At 52.1% G+C, this 16,525-nt stretch carries 15 protein-coding genes; 10 read left to right on the top strand and 5 right to left on the bottom strand.

From position 1 onward, the window contains the following. Positions 1 to 145 precede the first annotated feature (145 nt). Positions 146 to 1,204, top strand: coding sequence for a hypothetical protein (locus tag KDK13_RS15610; RefSeq protein WP_257285903.1), 1,059 nt, complete (start codon positions 146 to 148; stop codon positions 1,202 to 1,204). Positions 1,205 to 1,330: 126 nt separating this feature from the next. On the opposite strand, the gene KDK13_RS15615 is transcribed toward KDK13_RS15610, so the two are convergent. From KDK13_RS15615 to KDK13_RS15625, 3 genes are read right to left on the bottom strand one after another with little or no spacing between them, the layout of a single operon-like run. Continuing rightward, a complete protein-coding gene (locus tag KDK13_RS15615; RefSeq protein WP_257285904.1) occupies positions 1,331 to 2,800 on the bottom strand; it encodes an N-acetylmuramoyl-L-alanine amidase in 1,470 nt (489 codons plus the stop codon). Continuing rightward, a complete protein-coding gene (gene tsaE / locus KDK13_RS15620) occupies positions 2,797 to 3,318 on the bottom strand; it encodes a tRNA (adenosine(37)-N6)-threonylcarbamoyltransferase complex ATPase subunit type 1 TsaE (protein WP_257285905.1) in 522 nt (173 codons plus the stop codon). The genes KDK13_RS15615 and tsaE overlap by 4 nt, the downstream gene beginning before the upstream one ends. 35 nt (positions 3,319 to 3,353) lie before the next feature. Further along, the gene (locus KDK13_RS15625) at positions 3,354 to 4,904 is read right to left on the bottom strand and encodes an NAD(P)H-hydrate dehydratase (RefSeq protein WP_257285906.1); all 1,551 of its coding nucleotides are present in this window, start codon (positions 4,902 to 4,904) and stop codon (positions 3,354 to 3,356) included. 166 nt (positions 4,905 to 5,070) lie between these two features. On the opposite strand from KDK13_RS15625, the gene queG reads away from it, so the two are divergent. Continuing rightward, the gene (gene queG, locus KDK13_RS15630) at positions 5,071 to 6,120 is read left to right on the top strand and encodes a tRNA epoxyqueuosine(34) reductase QueG (protein ID WP_257285928.1); all 1,050 of its coding nucleotides are present in this window, start codon (positions 5,071 to 5,073) and stop codon (positions 6,118 to 6,120) included. A gap of 150 nt (positions 6,121 to 6,270) precedes the next feature. Further along, on the top strand, positions 6,271 to 7,020 hold the full coding sequence (locus KDK13_RS15635) for a gamma-glutamylcyclotransferase family protein (RefSeq protein ID WP_257285907.1): 750 nt from the start codon (positions 6,271 to 6,273) through the stop codon (positions 7,018 to 7,020). 119 nt (positions 7,021 to 7,139) lie between these two features. On the opposite strand, the gene KDK13_RS15640 is transcribed toward KDK13_RS15635, so the two are convergent. Further along, a complete protein-coding gene (locus tag KDK13_RS15640) occupies positions 7,140 to 7,748 on the bottom strand; it encodes a trimeric intracellular cation channel family protein (protein ID WP_257285908.1) in 609 nt (202 codons plus the stop codon). Between the two features lie 141 nt (positions 7,749 to 7,889). Between KDK13_RS15640 and KDK13_RS15645 the strand changes: the two genes are divergently transcribed. From KDK13_RS15645 to KDK13_RS15655, 3 genes are read left to right on the top strand one after another with little or no spacing between them, the layout of a single operon-like run. Beyond that, the gene (locus tag KDK13_RS15645) at positions 7,890 to 9,248 is read left to right on the top strand and encodes an NAD(P)-dependent oxidoreductase (protein WP_257285909.1); all 1,359 of its coding nucleotides are present in this window, start codon (positions 7,890 to 7,892) and stop codon (positions 9,246 to 9,248) included. A gap of 5 nt (positions 9,249 to 9,253) precedes the next feature. Beyond that, complete coding sequence (gene preA, locus KDK13_RS15650) at positions 9,254 to 10,540, top strand: NAD-dependent dihydropyrimidine dehydrogenase subunit PreA (RefSeq protein ID WP_257285910.1); 1,287 nt, start codon at positions 9,254 to 9,256, stop codon at positions 10,538 to 10,540. Positions 10,541 to 10,571: 31 nt separating this feature from the next. Beyond that, positions 10,572 to 11,849, top strand: a complete 1,278-nt coding sequence (locus KDK13_RS15655) for an ankyrin repeat domain-containing protein (RefSeq protein ID WP_257285911.1) — start codon at positions 10,572 to 10,574, stop codon at positions 11,847 to 11,849. Positions 11,850 to 12,031: 182 nt separating this feature from the next. On the opposite strand, the gene sfsA is transcribed toward KDK13_RS15655, so the two are convergent. Further along, the gene (gene sfsA, locus KDK13_RS15660; RefSeq protein ID WP_257285912.1) at positions 12,032 to 12,760 is read right to left on the bottom strand and encodes a DNA/RNA nuclease SfsA; all 729 of its coding nucleotides are present in this window, start codon (positions 12,758 to 12,760) and stop codon (positions 12,032 to 12,034) included. Positions 12,761 to 13,209: 449 nt separating this feature from the next. Here sfsA and dksA point away from each other — a divergent pair, with 449 nt between their 5' ends. The 4 genes from dksA (at position 13,210) to KDK13_RS15680 (ending at position 16,383) form a co-directional block, all read left to right on the top strand. Further along, complete coding sequence (dksA, locus tag KDK13_RS15665; RefSeq protein ID WP_257285913.1) at positions 13,210 to 13,653, top strand: RNA polymerase-binding protein DksA; 444 nt, start codon at positions 13,210 to 13,212, stop codon at positions 13,651 to 13,653. An 81-nt stretch (positions 13,654 to 13,734) separates the two neighbouring features. Beyond that, positions 13,735 to 14,631 (top strand): tRNA glutamyl-Q(34) synthetase GluQRS, encoded by an 897-nt coding sequence (gene gluQRS / locus KDK13_RS15670; RefSeq protein ID WP_257285914.1) that lies wholly within the window; start codon positions 13,735 to 13,737, stop codon positions 14,629 to 14,631. Between the two features lie 129 nt (positions 14,632 to 14,760). Next, the gene (locus KDK13_RS15675) at positions 14,761 to 15,516 is read left to right on the top strand and encodes a hypothetical protein (protein ID WP_257285915.1); all 756 of its coding nucleotides are present in this window, start codon (positions 14,761 to 14,763) and stop codon (positions 15,514 to 15,516) included. A 225-nt stretch (positions 15,517 to 15,741) separates the two neighbouring features. After that, a complete protein-coding gene (locus tag KDK13_RS15680; protein ID WP_257285916.1) occupies positions 15,742 to 16,383 on the top strand; it encodes an alpha-ketoglutarate-dependent dioxygenase AlkB in 642 nt (213 codons plus the stop codon). The last annotated feature ends 142 nt before the right edge of the window (positions 16,384 to 16,525 follow it).

Raw genomic sequence — 16,525 nt, forward strand, 5'->3', positions numbered from 1 at the left:
TTTGACATAAGTTAAAGAGCGGAACTTTTAAAAGAAGGAGCAGTCTGAAGGTAGAATTCAATAATCTTATAATTCAATGAATCTTCCAAATAAACTGCCTTCATTCGACATTGCCTTTTACGATCTTTATTCAGGGTCACCAAATTTGTTAGAACAAACGTATGAACCGGATTCCAGTGGACAACCACCGATGTACCAGGGCATATCGGTTAAGGCATTGGGCATGCCTCTTCCGGTATACCATAACCAATCAAAAGCATCCGACAGTGACGATTATTCTCTTAATTTATTGAATGAATATGGTATTGAATCCCTAACCGATACAACAGGCTTTTTCGGTACTGATGCTCCTGACATGCAAAAAACGGTTATTGATAGAGATATACCCTGGAATTCTGGCAATGAACCTGTGAACGATATGCGATCTACAATGCTGAATATCCCATTTATTCAGCAGGTTTCCTTACCAGAAAGTGCGGCTGGAGTCAGTGAGCCAACACCAGCAAGTCCTGCGAATCCAGATTATCGGTTAACCCATCTTCCCTTCGTACCTTCCAGCCCACAAGTCGTACTCTCCAGCCCACAAGTCGTCCCCTCCAGCCCACAAGATTTACAACCGGTTACGGTAGTTAACCCGCTAAACCTGAATCAAACGACAAGTGATAAACAAACGCCCCCGGTAGAAAAGTCGGTAGATGGTAACTCTGCAAAAATTGAGCGCCCGAAGAAGCTTCACAAAGATCCCGGTGACGCAGAACACAAAAATGAGCGTCGGAGGGCGCGCATGAGGGAGCTTCGCAAAGATCCTGCTTATCAAGAGCGCCAGAGGGAGCGCCAGAGGGCGCGCATGAGGGAGCGTCGCAAAGATCCTGCTTATCTAGAGCGCGAGAGGAAGCGCAGAAGGGAGCACTACCGGAATAATCCCGATTATGCAGAGTCGCTGAGGGCGCGCAAGAGAGAGCGCTACAAGAATGAACCCGGTTACGCAGACAAAGCGAAGAAGCGCTCAAGGGATCGCCACAAGAATGACCCCATTTACGCTGAACGCCGAAGGAAGCGGGAATTGGAGCGCTACCCTAATAATCGCGCTCACGCAAAGCGCCAAAAAGAACTCCAAAAAGAACCCCAGAAAAAGCGCCCTCGTAATAATCCCAATCACGCAGTGTGCAAAAAGGGGGCATATAAGGGAGTGCCACCTGAATGATCCCTCTATTGCCAGAGGGACCAGGGCTGATGGTAAAAGCACTGGCACCTCCGATTCCAGGTTTGAATACCTGTTAAACCGACTGGGCGAGCAACGGCAGGCGTTTGTTGAAATTCTTGCTCAAGCTCAATCAGGAATCTGAAGCACCTGGCCCACACGAATGGTATTGGCGCTGGATAGCCGGTTCGCACGTTTCAGGTCATTCATGCTGATATCAAACTGATCGGCAATCTCTGACAGCGTATCCCCGGGCTTGATCACATACCGTGATGGCCGGGTATTAAGGGTACCTTCCTGTTTCCACTTGGCTACCAGTGTGTCGGGTGGCGGCTTCTGGTAGAACCAACTTCTGGCACCATTGAAAATGGCTGTTGCCATCGCTCTCTGATGACTGCTGCTCTTCAGTTTTCTCGCCTCTTCAGGATTGGTGATAAACCCGGTTTCAATCAGAATGGATGGAATATCCGGCGATTTCAGCACCACAAAACCGGCCTGCTCCACCTGTTTTTTATGAAGCTGGTTAATCTGCCCCATATTGGCCAGCACTTTATTACCCACTTCCAGACTGGACGATAGTGTTGAGGTCATGGACAGATCCAGCAGAACTCCGGCCAGAATATCGTCCTTATCTCCCAGGGAAATACCATCTTCACCGCCAATCTGATCCGATGCGTTCTCTTTCTGGGCCAGCCAGCGGGCAGTTTCCGAGGTAGCACCACTGCGTGACAGGGCATAAACAGACGCCCCTTTGGCACGACGATCCTTAAAGCCATCCGCATGAATGGAGATAAACAGATCGGCGTTATTGTCCCGGGCAATCCCGGTACGACGACGAAGATCAATATAATAATCACCCGTGCGAACCAGAACAGGCCGGAACCCCTTTTCTCTACCCAGCAGGGCTGCCAGCTCTTTTGCTATCGCCAGGGTTACATGCTTCTCATAACCACCACCGTAGCCAATGGCTCCCGGGTCTTCTCCACCGTGGCCTGCATCTATCGCCACGACAATATCCCGATAACCAGCGGGTTTCGGTTTTACCACTGGCTTTGGCTTGCTGCCCTGATCATCAAACAGGTCAACTACCAGACGGTGGCCATACGTCGCATTGGGTTTAAGCAGAAAACTGTTGCTGGACACCTTTTCACTGAGATCCAGCACGATGCGCAAGTCATGCTGATTACGGGTGCCATGGCGGATCTTTTTAATCGGCGTATCTTTCAGCTGCAGGCTACCGAATGAACCATTGAGCCGGGCGCCACCAACATCAATAACCAGTCGGCTGGGGTTACTCAGATGGAATTTGTTGTGCTTAACCGCATCGGATACATCGAACACAAGTCGTGTTTTATCCGGTGACCGCCAGAGTCTGACATTTTTAATCAGCTTATAGACCGCTTCGGCTACCTGGGCCTTCAGGGTGGAAAGCCCCACTGCCAGAATACCCAGCTGTTTGACGAAATGGCGTCTCCCCCCTGAAAATACCGGGGTAACTTCATTTGAAGCGGGGGCTTTTTTACCGGTCAGTATTGCTGCCCATTTTTTTATGCAAAGCATAGCCAGGCCCCGGCGAACAATCCCTGTTCCCTGACTCATCCGCCCCCCTGAAGCGCTATTATGGTTTCCAGCGCTCTCATCCCTTTATCAGTACCTGCGACAATCGTCGCTTTCCTTCCAGGCAAATCACTCTTGTCAGCGCTCTTATCAGCACCCTTGTCAAAAAAATGATAGACAAAAGTAATGTCCAGGTCAGCCTCTGGCAATTCCCCCTGTCCGCGGGATGGCCATTCAACCAGACAAAGCGCCGCTTCACTGAAATAGTCCCGGCCGCCAATAAACTCCAACTCCTCAGGATCGGCAAGGCGATAAAGATCAAAATGGTAAACCTTGTGGTTATTGACCTCGTAAGGCTCCACCAGCGTATAGGTCGGGCTCTTTACGGCGCCCTGATGACCGAGATGCCGAAGGACTCCCCTGCAGAACGTGGTTTTACCCGCGCCAAGATCACCGTGCAGAAAAACCATTCCCCGGTCACCCAGGGCTTCTGCCAGATGCCCCCCCAGAACCACCATGGCGTCTTCATTTTCTATCAGCAGTTCATATCTGCCTTGCATAAGCCTTTCCACAGCCAGTTACCAATGCCTGACCCTTAATGACCAATAATAAAATTCAATCGTTGTCGAATCACCGGAATCAACTCCGTTGCCCGTAAGCCAGTTTGACCCTGACTGGCAACCACCTCATCCGCGGCAGATGCATGCAGCCAGGCCGCCATTTGGGCAGCCTTGAAAGGTTCCAGCCCCTGTGCGAGCAGTGCGCCAATAACGCCACTGAGCACATCTCCCATACCGGCCACCGCCATACCCGGGTTGCCATCAGGGCACAGCGCAGTGTTCTGGCCAGCAAAAATCAGCGTTCCCGCCCCTTTCAGTAGCAGGACAATATCCCGTTGCCTCTGTGCTGCATGCTCGCCAATAAAAGCGGTTAATTGTCGATGGCTGTCTACCAGGGCAGCAAATCGATTGTTCTGAATCGTTGGAATATCCAAACCCGATAGACGGGCCAGCTCCCCAGGATGAGGGGTGAAAATAATCGGAGACTTTCGTCCATTTAGCAATTGTGGATGATCCGATATCAGGTTCAGTGCATCGGCATCCAGCACCACCGGGCACTCCACCGCCAGGGCATCCTTCAACAGCTTCAGCCCCCAGTCATCTCTGCCCAGGCCGGGACCGATAACCATGGCATTCTTTCCTTCAGCGAGAGCATCAAGACCTGATCGGCTGTTTACAGATACCGACACCCCCATCACCTCTGGACAGCGAACAGCCAACGCAGCAAGGTGTCGCTTTCGGGTAACCACCGTAACACGGCCAGCACCACAGTGGATGGCGGACTCAGCAGCCATGATGATCGCTCCCGGCATCCCTTTGTTACCACCGATAAGCAGCACATGCCCAAAATCACCTTTATGGGCGACACGGCTTCTGGGTGACAGCCAGCCACGAAACTGCCCCGGAGAAATTCGTCGACAGTCAGAAGGAACGGTTTGATAGACCGCTTCAGGCACGCCCAGGTCGTTAAAGACCAGCTCGCCACAGTACTCTGGTCCAAAACCTGTCATCAGCCCCCGCTTCAGCCCAATAAAAGAGACGGTAACTTTGGCCTTGACTGCCGCTCCCAATGGAACTCCAGTATCAGCACAGAGACCCGACGGAATATCCACGGCACACACCGGACTTTCAAGATGATTCAGCCGTTTGATGGCATCCCGATAGTCGCCCCGCACCTGACCGGAAAGCCCGGTACCGAGCATGGCATCGACAACCACATCCGCACCCAGGGACTGCTCACTGTCGTAAGGTCGAATAACCACGCCAGCCTCCACGCAGGCCTGCCAGGCAGTCAGGGCATCGCCTTTAAGCTCTGCCGGATTTTTAACAGTCAGTACCGAAACCCCCAGTCCCCCCTCTTTTGCCAGTTTGGCAACCATATAGCCATCGCCGCCATTGTTGCCAGCCCCACACAATACCAGCAGGGTCCCGGCTTCTGGCCAGTAGCGGACAATCGTCGATAACACCGTTCGGGCCGCTCTGGTCATCAGCTCAAAACCCGGGATGCCTTGCTGGTGGATGGCCACATGATCCAGTTGCCGAACCTGCTCAGCTGTGTAGAGAGACTCTGGTAAGCTCTTATTCATAAGCATGCCCGCGATGATACAATAGAGATTGTATTTTGCATTCAAACTGTGCCAAATGATCTGCAATAAACGACCTGCTATAAAGAATTGAACCGATTCAGTGTCTGAACCGTTATCTTTACCATTCACTTTAACCACATTGACGGACTCATCGCCAGCACCGGAAATGGAAAAACTCGTTGAAAAAATTCACACCTGGGCCAGAGAGCTTGGCTTTCAGGCGATTGGCATTACCGAAGCCAGAATACCTGACCATGATCTTGAGCATCTCCAAGCCTGGCTGGCTAAAGGATATCACGGCGATATGGCCTATATGGCCCAACACCGGGAGCTGCGGGCACACCCGGAGCAACTCCACCCTGGCACATTAAGAGTGATTTCTGCACGCATGGATTACCTGCCAGCGGATACTGAAACCGTCAAACTGCTCAACGAACCGGAAAAAGCCTATGTCTCCCGCTATGCCCTGGGCCGGGACTACCATAAGTTAATCCGCAAACGGCTCACCCAACTGGGCAGGCAGATTGAAGCAGCCGTTGGTGAACATGGCTATCGTGCCTTTGTCGACAGTGCGCCGGTGATGGAGCGCCCATTGGCGCAACAGGCAGGGCTTGGCTGGATGGGCAAGCACTCACTGATACTGAACCGTCAGGCTGGTTCATTTTTCTTTCTTGGCGAACTGTTCACCAACCTCCCGCTGCCTTTAGATAAACCTTACGAGAATAATCACTGCGGACGCTGTACCTCCTGCATGGACAAATGCCCAACCCGGGCCATTGTGGCTCCCTATAAGGTTGATGCCCGTCGCTGTATCTCTTACCTGACCATCGAAAACAAAGGCCCCATTCCTGAAGAACTGCGCCCCCTGATGGGCAATCGTATCTATGGCTGTGATGACTGTCAGCTGGCCTGCCCCTGGAACCGTTTTGCCAAGCCAACCCGGGAGCCGGACTTTCAACCTCGTCATCATCTGGACGACAGTGATCTGGTGGATCTTTTCCACTGGAGCGAAGAACAGTTTCTGGAACGAACCGCCGGCTCGCCTATCCGCAGGGCGGGCTATGAAAGTTGGCTGCGTAACATCGCCGTGGCACTGGGCAATGCTCCGGGCAATGACGCCATCATTAAAGCTCTGAAAAGTCGCCTGGAATACCCATCAGCGCTGGTTCAGGAGCATATCCTCTGGGCTCTCGGGCAACACGATGCCGAGAGCTGATGCTGCCAGACAGAAACACTGACAAATTCAAAACTGCCATTTCCCGTTACTGACGCTAACGGGGTTGTTAGTGATCTATCCCGTCGATCAGCTAATCTTGGGACGGTAAAAAATCTTTTAGAGCAATAATTAACAAGGCAGATTATTTCCATGAGATCGACCAGACACACTCTTTTTACGCTACTGTTATCCCTGATGACCAGCAACCTGACCCTGGCAGCTGACAATGACACAGTCTGGATATTTGGCTACGGCAGCCTGATGTCTACGCTTGCCCGCACCGCTACCGCAGCAGACGCCGAAGGTGCCGAGTACCTGCCGGTGAAGGTTCATGACATGGCCAGAAAGTGGAATCTCTGGATAGCAAAAGCTTCACAGAGAGCACTGAATATTGAAGTATCCCCCGGAGATTCCGTTAATGGCTTACTCTTTGGTGTGAAAATCAAAGACCTGCCAGCGTTTGACCTGCGGGAAGGGTCGTACAATCGGGTAAAAATAGCCAAAGACAAAGTCTCATTTTACCGTGAGGATCACAGAAATAAGGTTTTCGGAACCCATAATGACGCGGAGATTTATGCCTACCTTCCCAAATCCGAGTTGTACGTTGGCCCGGAAGAAACTGAAAAGAAAATCGCCATGTCCTATCTGGATACCGTCCGTTCCGGCTGTGTTGAAGTGGACCAGAACAATAATCTCAATGGCCAGTTCATCATGGATTGTCACAAAACGCTGGGCCTTGAAGGGTATGACACTTTTCAGGATGAAGACCAGCCTGCCTACATAAGACATCCGAAAAGATTACTGGAAAAAGCAGAGCAAAGAGTGGATTTTCTGAAGGGGTATTTGGAAAAAGACTGGCCCAATTATCTTGAAATCGTCAGGAAGTATTGGGGGTTCTGATATCTGAGGGTCGCCGCCCGTTACCCGCCTCCCGTTCCCCGCAAAAGCGCAAGCGGTCCCAGCTTTTACGGGCAACGGACAACGTCTGTAGAAATGCAGAAGCTGCCCCAACCCCCCCCCTACACAGGCAACCCAAATCTCGGCAACGACAACCCCTTATACACCGCCATCAACCTGAGAAGAAGAACAACTGCAGCTGCAACAATTGACGTGTGGTTTATGTTATTGAGCAATGGCTCCAGCAATATGAACACCGCGCCTCCTGCCATGGCAGCGGATGCGTAGATCTCCTTTCTCAGTACCATGGGAATCTCACCGGCCAGCATATCCCGAATGGCACCACCACCACAGCCGGTTAATACCCCCATCATCACAGCGACCATTGGCTCTACACCAAATGACAAGGACTTGGTCACACCGATGACCACAAAGACCGCCAGCCCCAGGGCGTCGGAAACCTGAAGAATCCACTTGCTGCGCTCATGCCATTGGCGAACCACAATAGCAAACAGCGTGGTAGCCAGAATAACCAGCAGGTAGAGGGTATCTTGTATCCAGAAGACGGGCGTAGAGGAGAGTAAAACGTCTCGAATAGTTCCGCCCCCGACGGCAGTCACAAAGGCAAGCACCATTGCACCAAACAGATCCATGTCTTTCCGGCAGGCCAGCCAGACACCGCTGATGGCAAATACCGCAGTACCAAAAAGGTCGAGAATATAGAGCAGCATTAACGAATCTACGCAGAAAAAGGGTTATTTGATTGTAGATTATAAATTCGTCTTACACGGCCAGATATAGTCATATACCGGCATGCTTTCCGAATGAATTCTGACTGCTAGTCTTCTTACACTTGATGAGGATTAACCGCCATGAATAGACCCGATATCCACAGTGGCAGGCTTCCAGCAGAAGAGTACCGTCGCAACTTTGCCGATATCAAACCTGCCCTCAGTGATTACCAGGCTCATATTGAAGCCAGCCGCTGCCTCTACTGCGAAGCGGCACCCTGTATCCCGGCCTGTCCCACTGGTATCAATATTCCCTCCTTTATCAACCGTATCGCCACCGACAATATTGATGGTGCCGCACAGGCCATTCTGGATGCCAATATCCTCGGAGGAAGCTGTGCCCGGGTCTGCCCAACCGAGGTTCTCTGCGAACAGGCCTGTGTCAGAAATCATCAGCCAGAGTGCCGTCCGGTGAAGATCGGTCTGCTGCAGCGCTACGCCATCGATAACCGGCAGTCAGGTGACCATCCATTTACCCGTCTGCCTGAAACAGGAAAAACCATTGCTGTTGTGGGTGCCGGCCCGGCAGGACTCTCCTGTGCGCATTATCTGGCCCGCCAAGGCCACAACATTACCTTGTTTGATGCCCGGGAAAAGCCCGGAGGCCTGAATGAGTTCGGCATCGCCTATTACAAACTGGTGGATAGCTATGCCCGGCAGGAAGTGGACTTCATTATGGAAATTGGTGGTATCTGTCCGGAATATGGCTGCCAGCTTGGGCAAAATCTCAGCCTGGATCAACTGCGAGCGCAGTTTGACGGGGTGTTTCTCGGGCTCGGGTTGGGCGGCTGCCACTCATTAGGCCTTCCTGGTGAAGCAGCAGAAGGCGTTGAGGATGCCCTGCCCGCTATATCCATCCTTCGTCAGTGTCATGACCTGAGCCAACTGCCTGTCGGCCGACGTATAGTGGTTATTGGCGGGGGCAATACCGCTATCGATATTGCCTGCCAAAGCAAACGACTGGGGGCAGAAGATGTCACCATTGCCTATCGTCGCGGCCGTGAACAGATGTCAGCAACCGGCCATGAACAGGCTTTCGCCCTGGATAATGGCGTGCGAATCCTCACCTGGGTTCAGCCTTCAGCGCTGGAGACTGAAGGTGGCTGCATCACCGCCATTCAGCTGGAAAAGACTGTGATCGATTCCAGCGGCCAATTACAGGGTACCGGTGAGCTGACCACCTTACCGGCAGACACACTCTACAAGGCCATTGGCCAGCATTTGCTGGTGGATTCATTTGCCAATACCAGTGACAGCCCGGCGATAAAAGACAACCGCATAGTAACAGACGACCAATTTCGTACGTCACTGGTTAATGTCTGGGCCGGTGGAGACTGCATTGATAAAGGAGAAGACCTGACCGTCCATGCGGTTGAGCATGGTAAACGGGCGGCCCGGGCCATCCATCAATACTTAAAGGCAATACCTGCTGAGAGGTAAAGATAATGGCTGATTTAACCAGTAACTTTCTCGGTATTCGTTCCCCCAACCCGTTCTGGCTGGCTTCTGCGCCACCGACGGATAAAGCCTACAATGTCTATCGCGCATTTGAGGCTGGCTGGGGTGGTGCGGTCTGGAAAACCCTGGGTGAAGACCCGGCACCGGTTAATGTCTGTTCCCGATATTCCTGCCACAGGAATACCCGTGGTGACGTGATCGGGTTTAACAATATCGAATTGATCACCGATCGCCCGCTGCAGGTGAATCTGGATGAAATACGCCAGACCAAAAAAGACTGGCCGGACCGGGCACTGCTGGTCTCGCTGATGGTGCCCTGCAAAGAGGCAAGCTGGCAAGCCATCCTCAGCCAAGTAGCGGAGACTGGCTGTGATGGTGTGGAGCTGAATTTTGGCTGTCCCCACGGTATGCCGGAACGGGGAATGGGTTCAGCGGTCGGTCAGGTGCCGGACTATATTGAAATGGTTACCCGCTGGTGCAAGCAACACAGCAACCTGCCCGTTGTCGTTAAACTCACGCCCAATATCACCAATATCGTGGTGGCGGCTGCAGCGGCCCAGGCCGGTGGCGCTGATGCTGTATCACTGATCAATACCATCAACTCCATTACCGGTATTGACCTGGATCGAATGGTGGGGTACCACGCCGTCAACGATAAGTTCACCAGTGGTGGCTATTGTGGCGAAGCGGTGAAACCCATCGCCCTGAATATGGTCGGGCAGATTGCCCGCAGCCCGGACACTGCCAGCCTGCCCATCTCGGCCATTGGCGGTATCAGTACCTGGCGGGATGCTGCCGAATTTATGGCTTTAGGGGCGGGCACCGTTCAGGTTTGTACCGCCGCCATGCTGAACGGTTTCAAGATTGTACAGGACATGATTGATGGCCTGTCCCGGTGGATGGACCGCAAACACTATCCGACCCTGGACAGCTTTCGAGGCGCTGCCGTCCCCAATCTGACTGACTGGAAATACCTGGACCTGAATTACAAGACCATTGCCCACATTGATCAGGACAGCTGTATCCAATGCGGCCGATGCTATGCGGCCTGTGAAGATGCTGCCCACCAGGCCATTGCCATGACACCGATAAAACAGTCATCCCAGCGCCGATTTGATGTGATCGAGGAGGCCTGTGTGGGTTGCAACCTCTGCCAGATCACCTGCCCAGTGGATAACTGTATTACCATGGTCAGGCAGCAAACCGGCAAGCCTTACCTGAACTGGACGCAACATCCGAATAACCAGGGTCAGGAAGGTAATATATCGACGTAGCAAACCTGATTTTTCAGAGTCGGAGCAGGTCATGAATTCACTGGAACATGCAGTTGCCTGTGGCGACCATGCCATGGTCAGAACCCTGCTGGACAACGGGGCTGACCCGGATATTCCCGGAAATAACAATGAAACCCCGCTACTCCGGGCAGTTAACGCTGGTCACCATGTTATTGCCGAGACCCTGCTGGACAAGGGGGCTGCCCCGGATATTCCCGGAAAGAACAATGAAACCCCGCTGCACCGGGCAGTTATCGCTGGTCACCATGTTATTGCCGAGACCCTGCTGACCTACCGGGCTGACCCAAACCTCAAAGACATTAGTGAAAAGACTCCGTTGCATTATGCAGCTCTCGAAGGTCACCATGCTACGGTCGAGCTCCTGCTGGCCAATGGGGCTGATGCGGACCTCAAGGACGACAATGGATGGACACCTTTGCAATGTGCAGCTGGCAACCGTCATCGCGTTGTGTACGATACACTGCTACCTGAAACTCATCAGCCGGACTGGAACAGCCTGCTTCAGGCATTTTCCCGCTCAGGGTGGAAGGATCAGGTTGAGGCGGCACTGGCCAGGGGGGCTAACCCGAATATCCAGGACAGTGATGGTGATACACCTTTAGGAGGAGCAGCGACTGCTGGCCACCATGCTATTGTCGAGACCCTGCTGGACAACGGGGCTAACCCAAATACTCCCGACAGTGATCATTACACCCCCCTGCACCGGGCAGCTGCCGTTGGTCACCGTCTTATGGTCAGGACCCTGCTGAGCAAAGGGGCTGACCCGAACCTCAAGGACGGGACTGGGCGGAAAGCCTTGACATCTGCACTTGCCAGTGAAGACCCGGGTGTATATAGAATCCTGTTACCTGTAACCCATCAGCCCGACTGGAACAGCCTGTTACCGAAACTTGTCTATGAAGGATGGAAAGATCAAGTTGAGGCGGCACTGGTCAACGGGGCTGACCCGAATATTCCCGATTTTTACCATAAAACCCTGCTGCACAGGGCAGCCGAGGCCGGTCACCAAGATATTGTCAAGACTCTGCTGGCGAACGGGGCTGACCCGAAATTCAAAGACTGGAATGGACGGACAGCCTGTCAATGTGCAAGGGCAGAAGCCATAGAAGAAGCCATCCAGAATTTCATGTCTGTACCTCACTCTCTCCAATTCTACTGCCGGGCCAGCATCCGGGGTCGGTTGGTCAAGTGTCTGCCTGACAACGGGCTGCCAATGAAGGAGGCGATCAGGTTACTGCCGCTTAATCCTCCAGCTATGGAGTATGTCGATCGCCTGCTGCCATTGTAGGGTGAGCCGGAGCCGCTCTGGGAGCTGTCTGGAAATAGACTACCCTGCTCGGCAACTGCGTTGCTCTGGCTACTGCATCCATGCAATCGTGCGGCGACAGCAGCAAATTGGTCTAATAAGGCAGTGGTCATATACCCAAAAGATTTTCAGCTGCCAGACGACAAGCGAACACAGGCAGCAATTCAGACCAGAACAGGTAACCGCCTGACCAACCCAATACTCTCCGGCGACATGTCTGCCCCCCAGGCCATCACCTCCACGCCAGCGGCAGCCGCCTTTTGCAGTTTTTCTGCATAGACCGGATCAATGGCTTTTGCCGCAGCCACATGGTCAATACCGGTATGCTGGACGCAGAAAAACAACACGGACCGATGACCATCAGCCACCATTTGGGTAAGTTCCCGCAGATGTTTTGTGCCGCGGCTGGTGACGGCATCCGGGAACAGGCCAAGGCCATTCCCCATTGCCAGCGTGACACTTTTTACTTCCACATAACAGTCGGGCAGGCCTTCCTGCTGCAACAGCAAATCAATACGGCTGTTTTCTTCACCATAACGAACCTCACGACGGTGAGTCTGGTAACCAGCCAGCTCTGAAACCTGACCCGATAACAGAAGCTCCTCAACCAGGGCATTGGCCCGTCCGGTATTCAGCCCCGCCAGAGTCAGGCGTTCTTCGCCGTTAAACACCACCGGAATCTCAGCCTGCTCCCAGGTACAGGGATATTTACGCCGGGGATTTCCTGAGTCGGAATACCATACCCGATAACCCGGGTAGAGGCAGTTTTTCATGGAGCCGGTATTCGGGCAATGGAGGGTAATCAGTGAGCCATCGGCCAGCTCAACATCGGCCATGAAGCGTTTATATCTTTTTATCAGGCGGGCCTCAGATAGGCGGCTATCGTATTTCATTACAGAATCCCATTGCTTAATTTCATTAATTCACTTATTGCTATTCTAAAATAGAATTCCAAGATGCCGATTAATCATTCCTGTCCCTGTAGGGCTGACAGGCTCTGAATCTGTTGGATCACCGGTTCAGAGAATAATATCAGTTGACCTGAGGACAGGTTTTGGTCAATGTCAGAAAGCGGATGACATTTTTTTATGGCGTCTTGTCATGTGTTTTGGTAGTTTCTCCGCTTCTTTAAGGAAGGCAAGAGGCAAGTGCCAGGCGCTTTTGTTCTCGCCAGGCACCCATGGTGTTGACCTTGGCTTTCAGGGAGCCGGCTTACCGGCGGTAACTGAGGGATCGCAGAGGCTGCTGTCAACAGGCAGAACGCGAGCGCCTCTAAATGGAGAGATCCAGGATTCTTGCGAGATCCCCTGGCTCATGAATAGAAGGTGGTGAGGCTGTAATCATGTCAGCACAGAAAAACGCGGATACAGGCAATCTGCTCAAATCGTATACCCCCTACCAGGAAAAGGATGGGGAAGAGTACATGAATGAGCAACAGATCGCTCACTTCACCGGGATCCTGCAGAACTGGAAGCAGGAGCTGATGGAAGAAGTGGATCGTACGGTAAACCATATGCAGGATGAGGCCGCAAACTTCCCTGATCCAGCAGACCGTGCCAGTCAGGAAGAAGAGTTCAGCCTTGAACTGAGAACCCGTGACCGTGAACGGAAACTGATCAAGAAAATTAACGATACACTGTCCCGGATCGAAGAAGACGATTACGGTTACTGTGACAGCTGTGGCGTAGAAATAGGCATTCGTCGTCTGGAAGCCCGCCCCACTGCGACACTGTGTATCGACTGTAAGACACTGGCCGAGATCAAGGAAAGACAACTGGGTAACTGATGTACCCGGATGATGAATCAGGCTGTGGCACCATGAGTATCGCAGACTGATTCATTCTCGACTGATTGATAACCACTCCCTATGGGCGACACACTGAGCACTCCCTCCTACGTTGGACGTTTTGCGCCTTCCCCTTCCGGCCCTCTGCACTTTGGCTCTCTGGTTGCGGCCCTGGCCAGTTACCTGGATGCCCACGCCCATCGTGGAAAATGGCTTGTGCGCATGGAAGACATTGACCCACCAAGGGAACATCCCAAAGCCGCTGACCTTATTCTCAAGGCTCTGGACGTTTATGGCCTGCATTGGGATGACAGCGTACTTTTTCAGAGTGATCGCAGCGAAGCTTATGATGAAGTACTGGACACTCTGCTCCGTGCTGAGAAACTGTATCCATGCACCTGTACCCGCAAGAAACTTGCCGGTTTGAACGGTGTTTATCCCGGTTATTGTCGACATCAGCGTGTGATCCCCAGCCAGCCCCATGGCCTCAGGCTGTTATGCAGTAACCAGGTCATGCAATTTCAGGATCGCATTCAGGGTGATCAGTCGTTTGATTTAAGCTCGCTTGGCGATTTTGTTCTCAGGCGCAAGGATGGGCTGTACGCTTACCAGCTGGCCGTTTGCGTTGACGACCACTTTCAAGGGGTCACTCATATTGTCAGGGGCGTAGACATTCTGGATTCAACCCCGAGACAGCTCTATCTGCAAAGCCAGTTACATTATCCGCACCCTGTCTATGCCCATGTTCCGGTGATTACCCAGAACAATGGCAATAAACTCAGTAAGCAGAACCATGCGCCCGCCATACCACTGAACGACCCCCGTCCACTTATTATCAAAGCATTGAGGGCATTTGGCCTGAAGCCGGAGCCAGACCTGTTAATGAACTCCGTTGAAGAGATCCTGTCCTGGGGCATAAAAAACTGGTCGACAAGGCACATGGCAGGAAAAAAACAGATTTTGCAGGACTCTCTTTAGCAAAAGCAAACCCTTCAGCAAACCTACCGCTATCCTGTCGAACATGTTATATATGATTGAATAAATCATATCCAGACGCCTTCAGTCGTCTGGGAATGGACCCCAAAAAGATGTGTTCAAGGAGCGAATATGTCGATAGTCCTCAAAACAGCTTTTGTTGCTGCTCTTTCATTGTTGTCCGTTAACCTGACGGCAAACACTCTGGCTTATTCTTCGTTGAATGCTACTTCCAGCAGGCCTGCAGCAGAGCACCCTGACTTCTGTGATGCCGCCAGACGAACCCGGGAGCAGCTTATACGCCGGGAACCGTCTATAACGACTCAGTCCCCGATTCACACACAGGGTGTATCATCCTGCTTTACACCGGATGAAAATCTGATCTTTGTGGCCACACTGGAAGCTCAAAGAGTTCTTGGTCCCAATGCGCCCTGGTACGAAGAACTCAGCCAGGATATAAAAAACCGTGTTACCGAAGCCTGCGGCATCATGGGCTATAAGAACAGTGATGTCAGTCGCGCCTATGACTATTGTCTGGAAAGCCGGCAGGAAGAGCTGATGAGTCCATACGAAGAAAAATTTGCCAAAGAGTCCAGTAAATATCTTCGTAAACGTCAGCAGGTGGCAGACAGCCTTGTGGTTCGTTGTGATGCCTCGTTAAGCGTAAAACGCAGTCGTCTGCCCAAAACCATGCGTTTCCCTGTGGCATGGTACAACTCGGACAGTCAATCCGTACCCAGCTGGTTACTGGAAGAAAAACTGGACGATGACCAGTGGCTGGAACAAATAGGGAAATTAAAAATTGATAATATTATGGTTGATGTTCTGGGTAGCGACTGCCCCGGTGAAATGATCTACTGGGTGACTTACGACGCTCCGGGGCTTTAACCGTATAAGTTAGTCTCAAGCTCTGTTACAGCAAACTGACTTGGGAACTGTCATTTAATAACTTCGGCATTTCAATAAACGCTGCCCGCTTCCCGCCACCCGCTGCCCGAAAAAGACAGGGCGCTTGTGCTTTTGCGGGAAGCGGGAAGCGGGAAGCGACCGTAACAAGTCTCTGTCAAATGCTGAACATATAAAGGTGCTCAATCAGTTGTCAGGAGCCCGAACATGGATACATTCAGCGCCGTTACCACACTTCCGGAAATATACACCCCTCCCGATGCCCACCTGCTTTTATGGCCTCAGATAATCCCCGAACCCACTGGCTGGCAGTTATACTCGGAACTCTATTCAACACTGCCCTGGCAACAGGATCAGATAACCATTTACGGTAAAACCGTGCCGGTTCCCAGGCTTCAGGTGTGGATGGGGGATCCTGACGCACACTATCAGTATTCAGGCCTGGCGCTTGCTCCACAGCCATGGAGCCAGACCGTCACCGCCATTAAACAGCAGGTCGAAACAATCTGTTGCCATCACTTTAACTCGGTATTAATCAACCTTTATCGCAGTGGCCAGGACAGCAATGGCTGGCACAGTGACGATGAACCCGAGCTGGGAGAAAACCCGGTGATTGCCTCATTCAACCTGGGAGCGACACGGCGATTCCGGCTGCGCCACAAATACCAAAAAGACATTCAACCTTACACGTTTGACCTGGTGTCAGGCTCTCTATTGTTAATGGCCGGAACTACCCAGAAATACTGGCAGCACTGCCTGACCAAAACGGCAAAACCCGTAGAGCCGAGGATCAACTTGACTTTTCGCCGCGTGATTACACGTTCTCCCAACAAACAAAGGATAAAATAAAGCGGATAAAATCATAATCACGGGAAAAGCAGACATTAGCTTCAATTTTACTTCACCTTGAGAAGTGAACTTACTTCCACTGTAGCAATCAAAAAAAACAGTAAAAACCTTTCATAGAACCAATTTAATCAATTATTTCAAC

Origin of the sequence: Endozoicomonas sp. SESOKO1, from assembly GCF_024606265.1 — a bacterium.
GTDB lineage: Bacteria > Pseudomonadota > Gammaproteobacteria > Pseudomonadales > Endozoicomonadaceae > Endozoicomonas.

Bases quoted from the DNA above. Each gene is read 5' to 3' on its own strand.
- KDK13_RS15615 (WP_257285904.1), bottom strand. From the start codon at position 2,800: ATGAGTCAGGGAACAGGGATTGTTCGCCGGGGCCTGGCTATGCTTTGC.
- tsaE (WP_257285905.1), bottom strand. From the start codon at position 3,318: ATGCAAGGCAGATATGAACTGCTGATAGAAAATGAAGACGCCATGGTG.
- KDK13_RS15625 (WP_257285906.1), bottom strand. From the start codon at position 4,904: ATGAATAAGAGCTTACCAGAGTCTCTCTACACAGCTGAGCAGGTTCGG.
- queG (WP_257285928.1), top strand. From the start codon at position 5,071: ATGGAAAAACTCGTTGAAAAAATTCACACCTGGGCCAGAGAGCTTGGC.
- KDK13_RS15635 (WP_257285907.1), top strand. From the start codon at position 6,271: ATGAGATCGACCAGACACACTCTTTTTACGCTACTGTTATCCCTGATG.
- KDK13_RS15640 (WP_257285908.1), bottom strand. From the start codon at position 7,748: ATGCTGCTCTATATTCTCGACCTTTTTGGTACTGCGGTATTTGCCATC.
- KDK13_RS15645 (WP_257285909.1), top strand. From the start codon at position 7,890: ATGAATAGACCCGATATCCACAGTGGCAGGCTTCCAGCAGAAGAGTAC.
- preA (WP_257285910.1), top strand. From the start codon at position 9,254: ATGGCTGATTTAACCAGTAACTTTCTCGGTATTCGTTCCCCCAACCCG.
- KDK13_RS15655 (WP_257285911.1), top strand. From the start codon at position 10,572: ATGAATTCACTGGAACATGCAGTTGCCTGTGGCGACCATGCCATGGTC.
- sfsA (WP_257285912.1), bottom strand. From the start codon at position 12,760: ATGAAATACGATAGCCGCCTATCTGAGGCCCGCCTGATAAAAAGATAT.
- dksA (WP_257285913.1), top strand. From the start codon at position 13,210: ATGTCAGCACAGAAAAACGCGGATACAGGCAATCTGCTCAAATCGTAT.
- gluQRS (WP_257285914.1), top strand. From the start codon at position 13,735: ATGGGCGACACACTGAGCACTCCCTCCTACGTTGGACGTTTTGCGCCT.
- KDK13_RS15675 (WP_257285915.1), top strand. From the start codon at position 14,761: ATGTCGATAGTCCTCAAAACAGCTTTTGTTGCTGCTCTTTCATTGTTG.
- KDK13_RS15680 (WP_257285916.1), top strand. From the start codon at position 15,742: ATGGATACATTCAGCGCCGTTACCACACTTCCGGAAATATACACCCCT.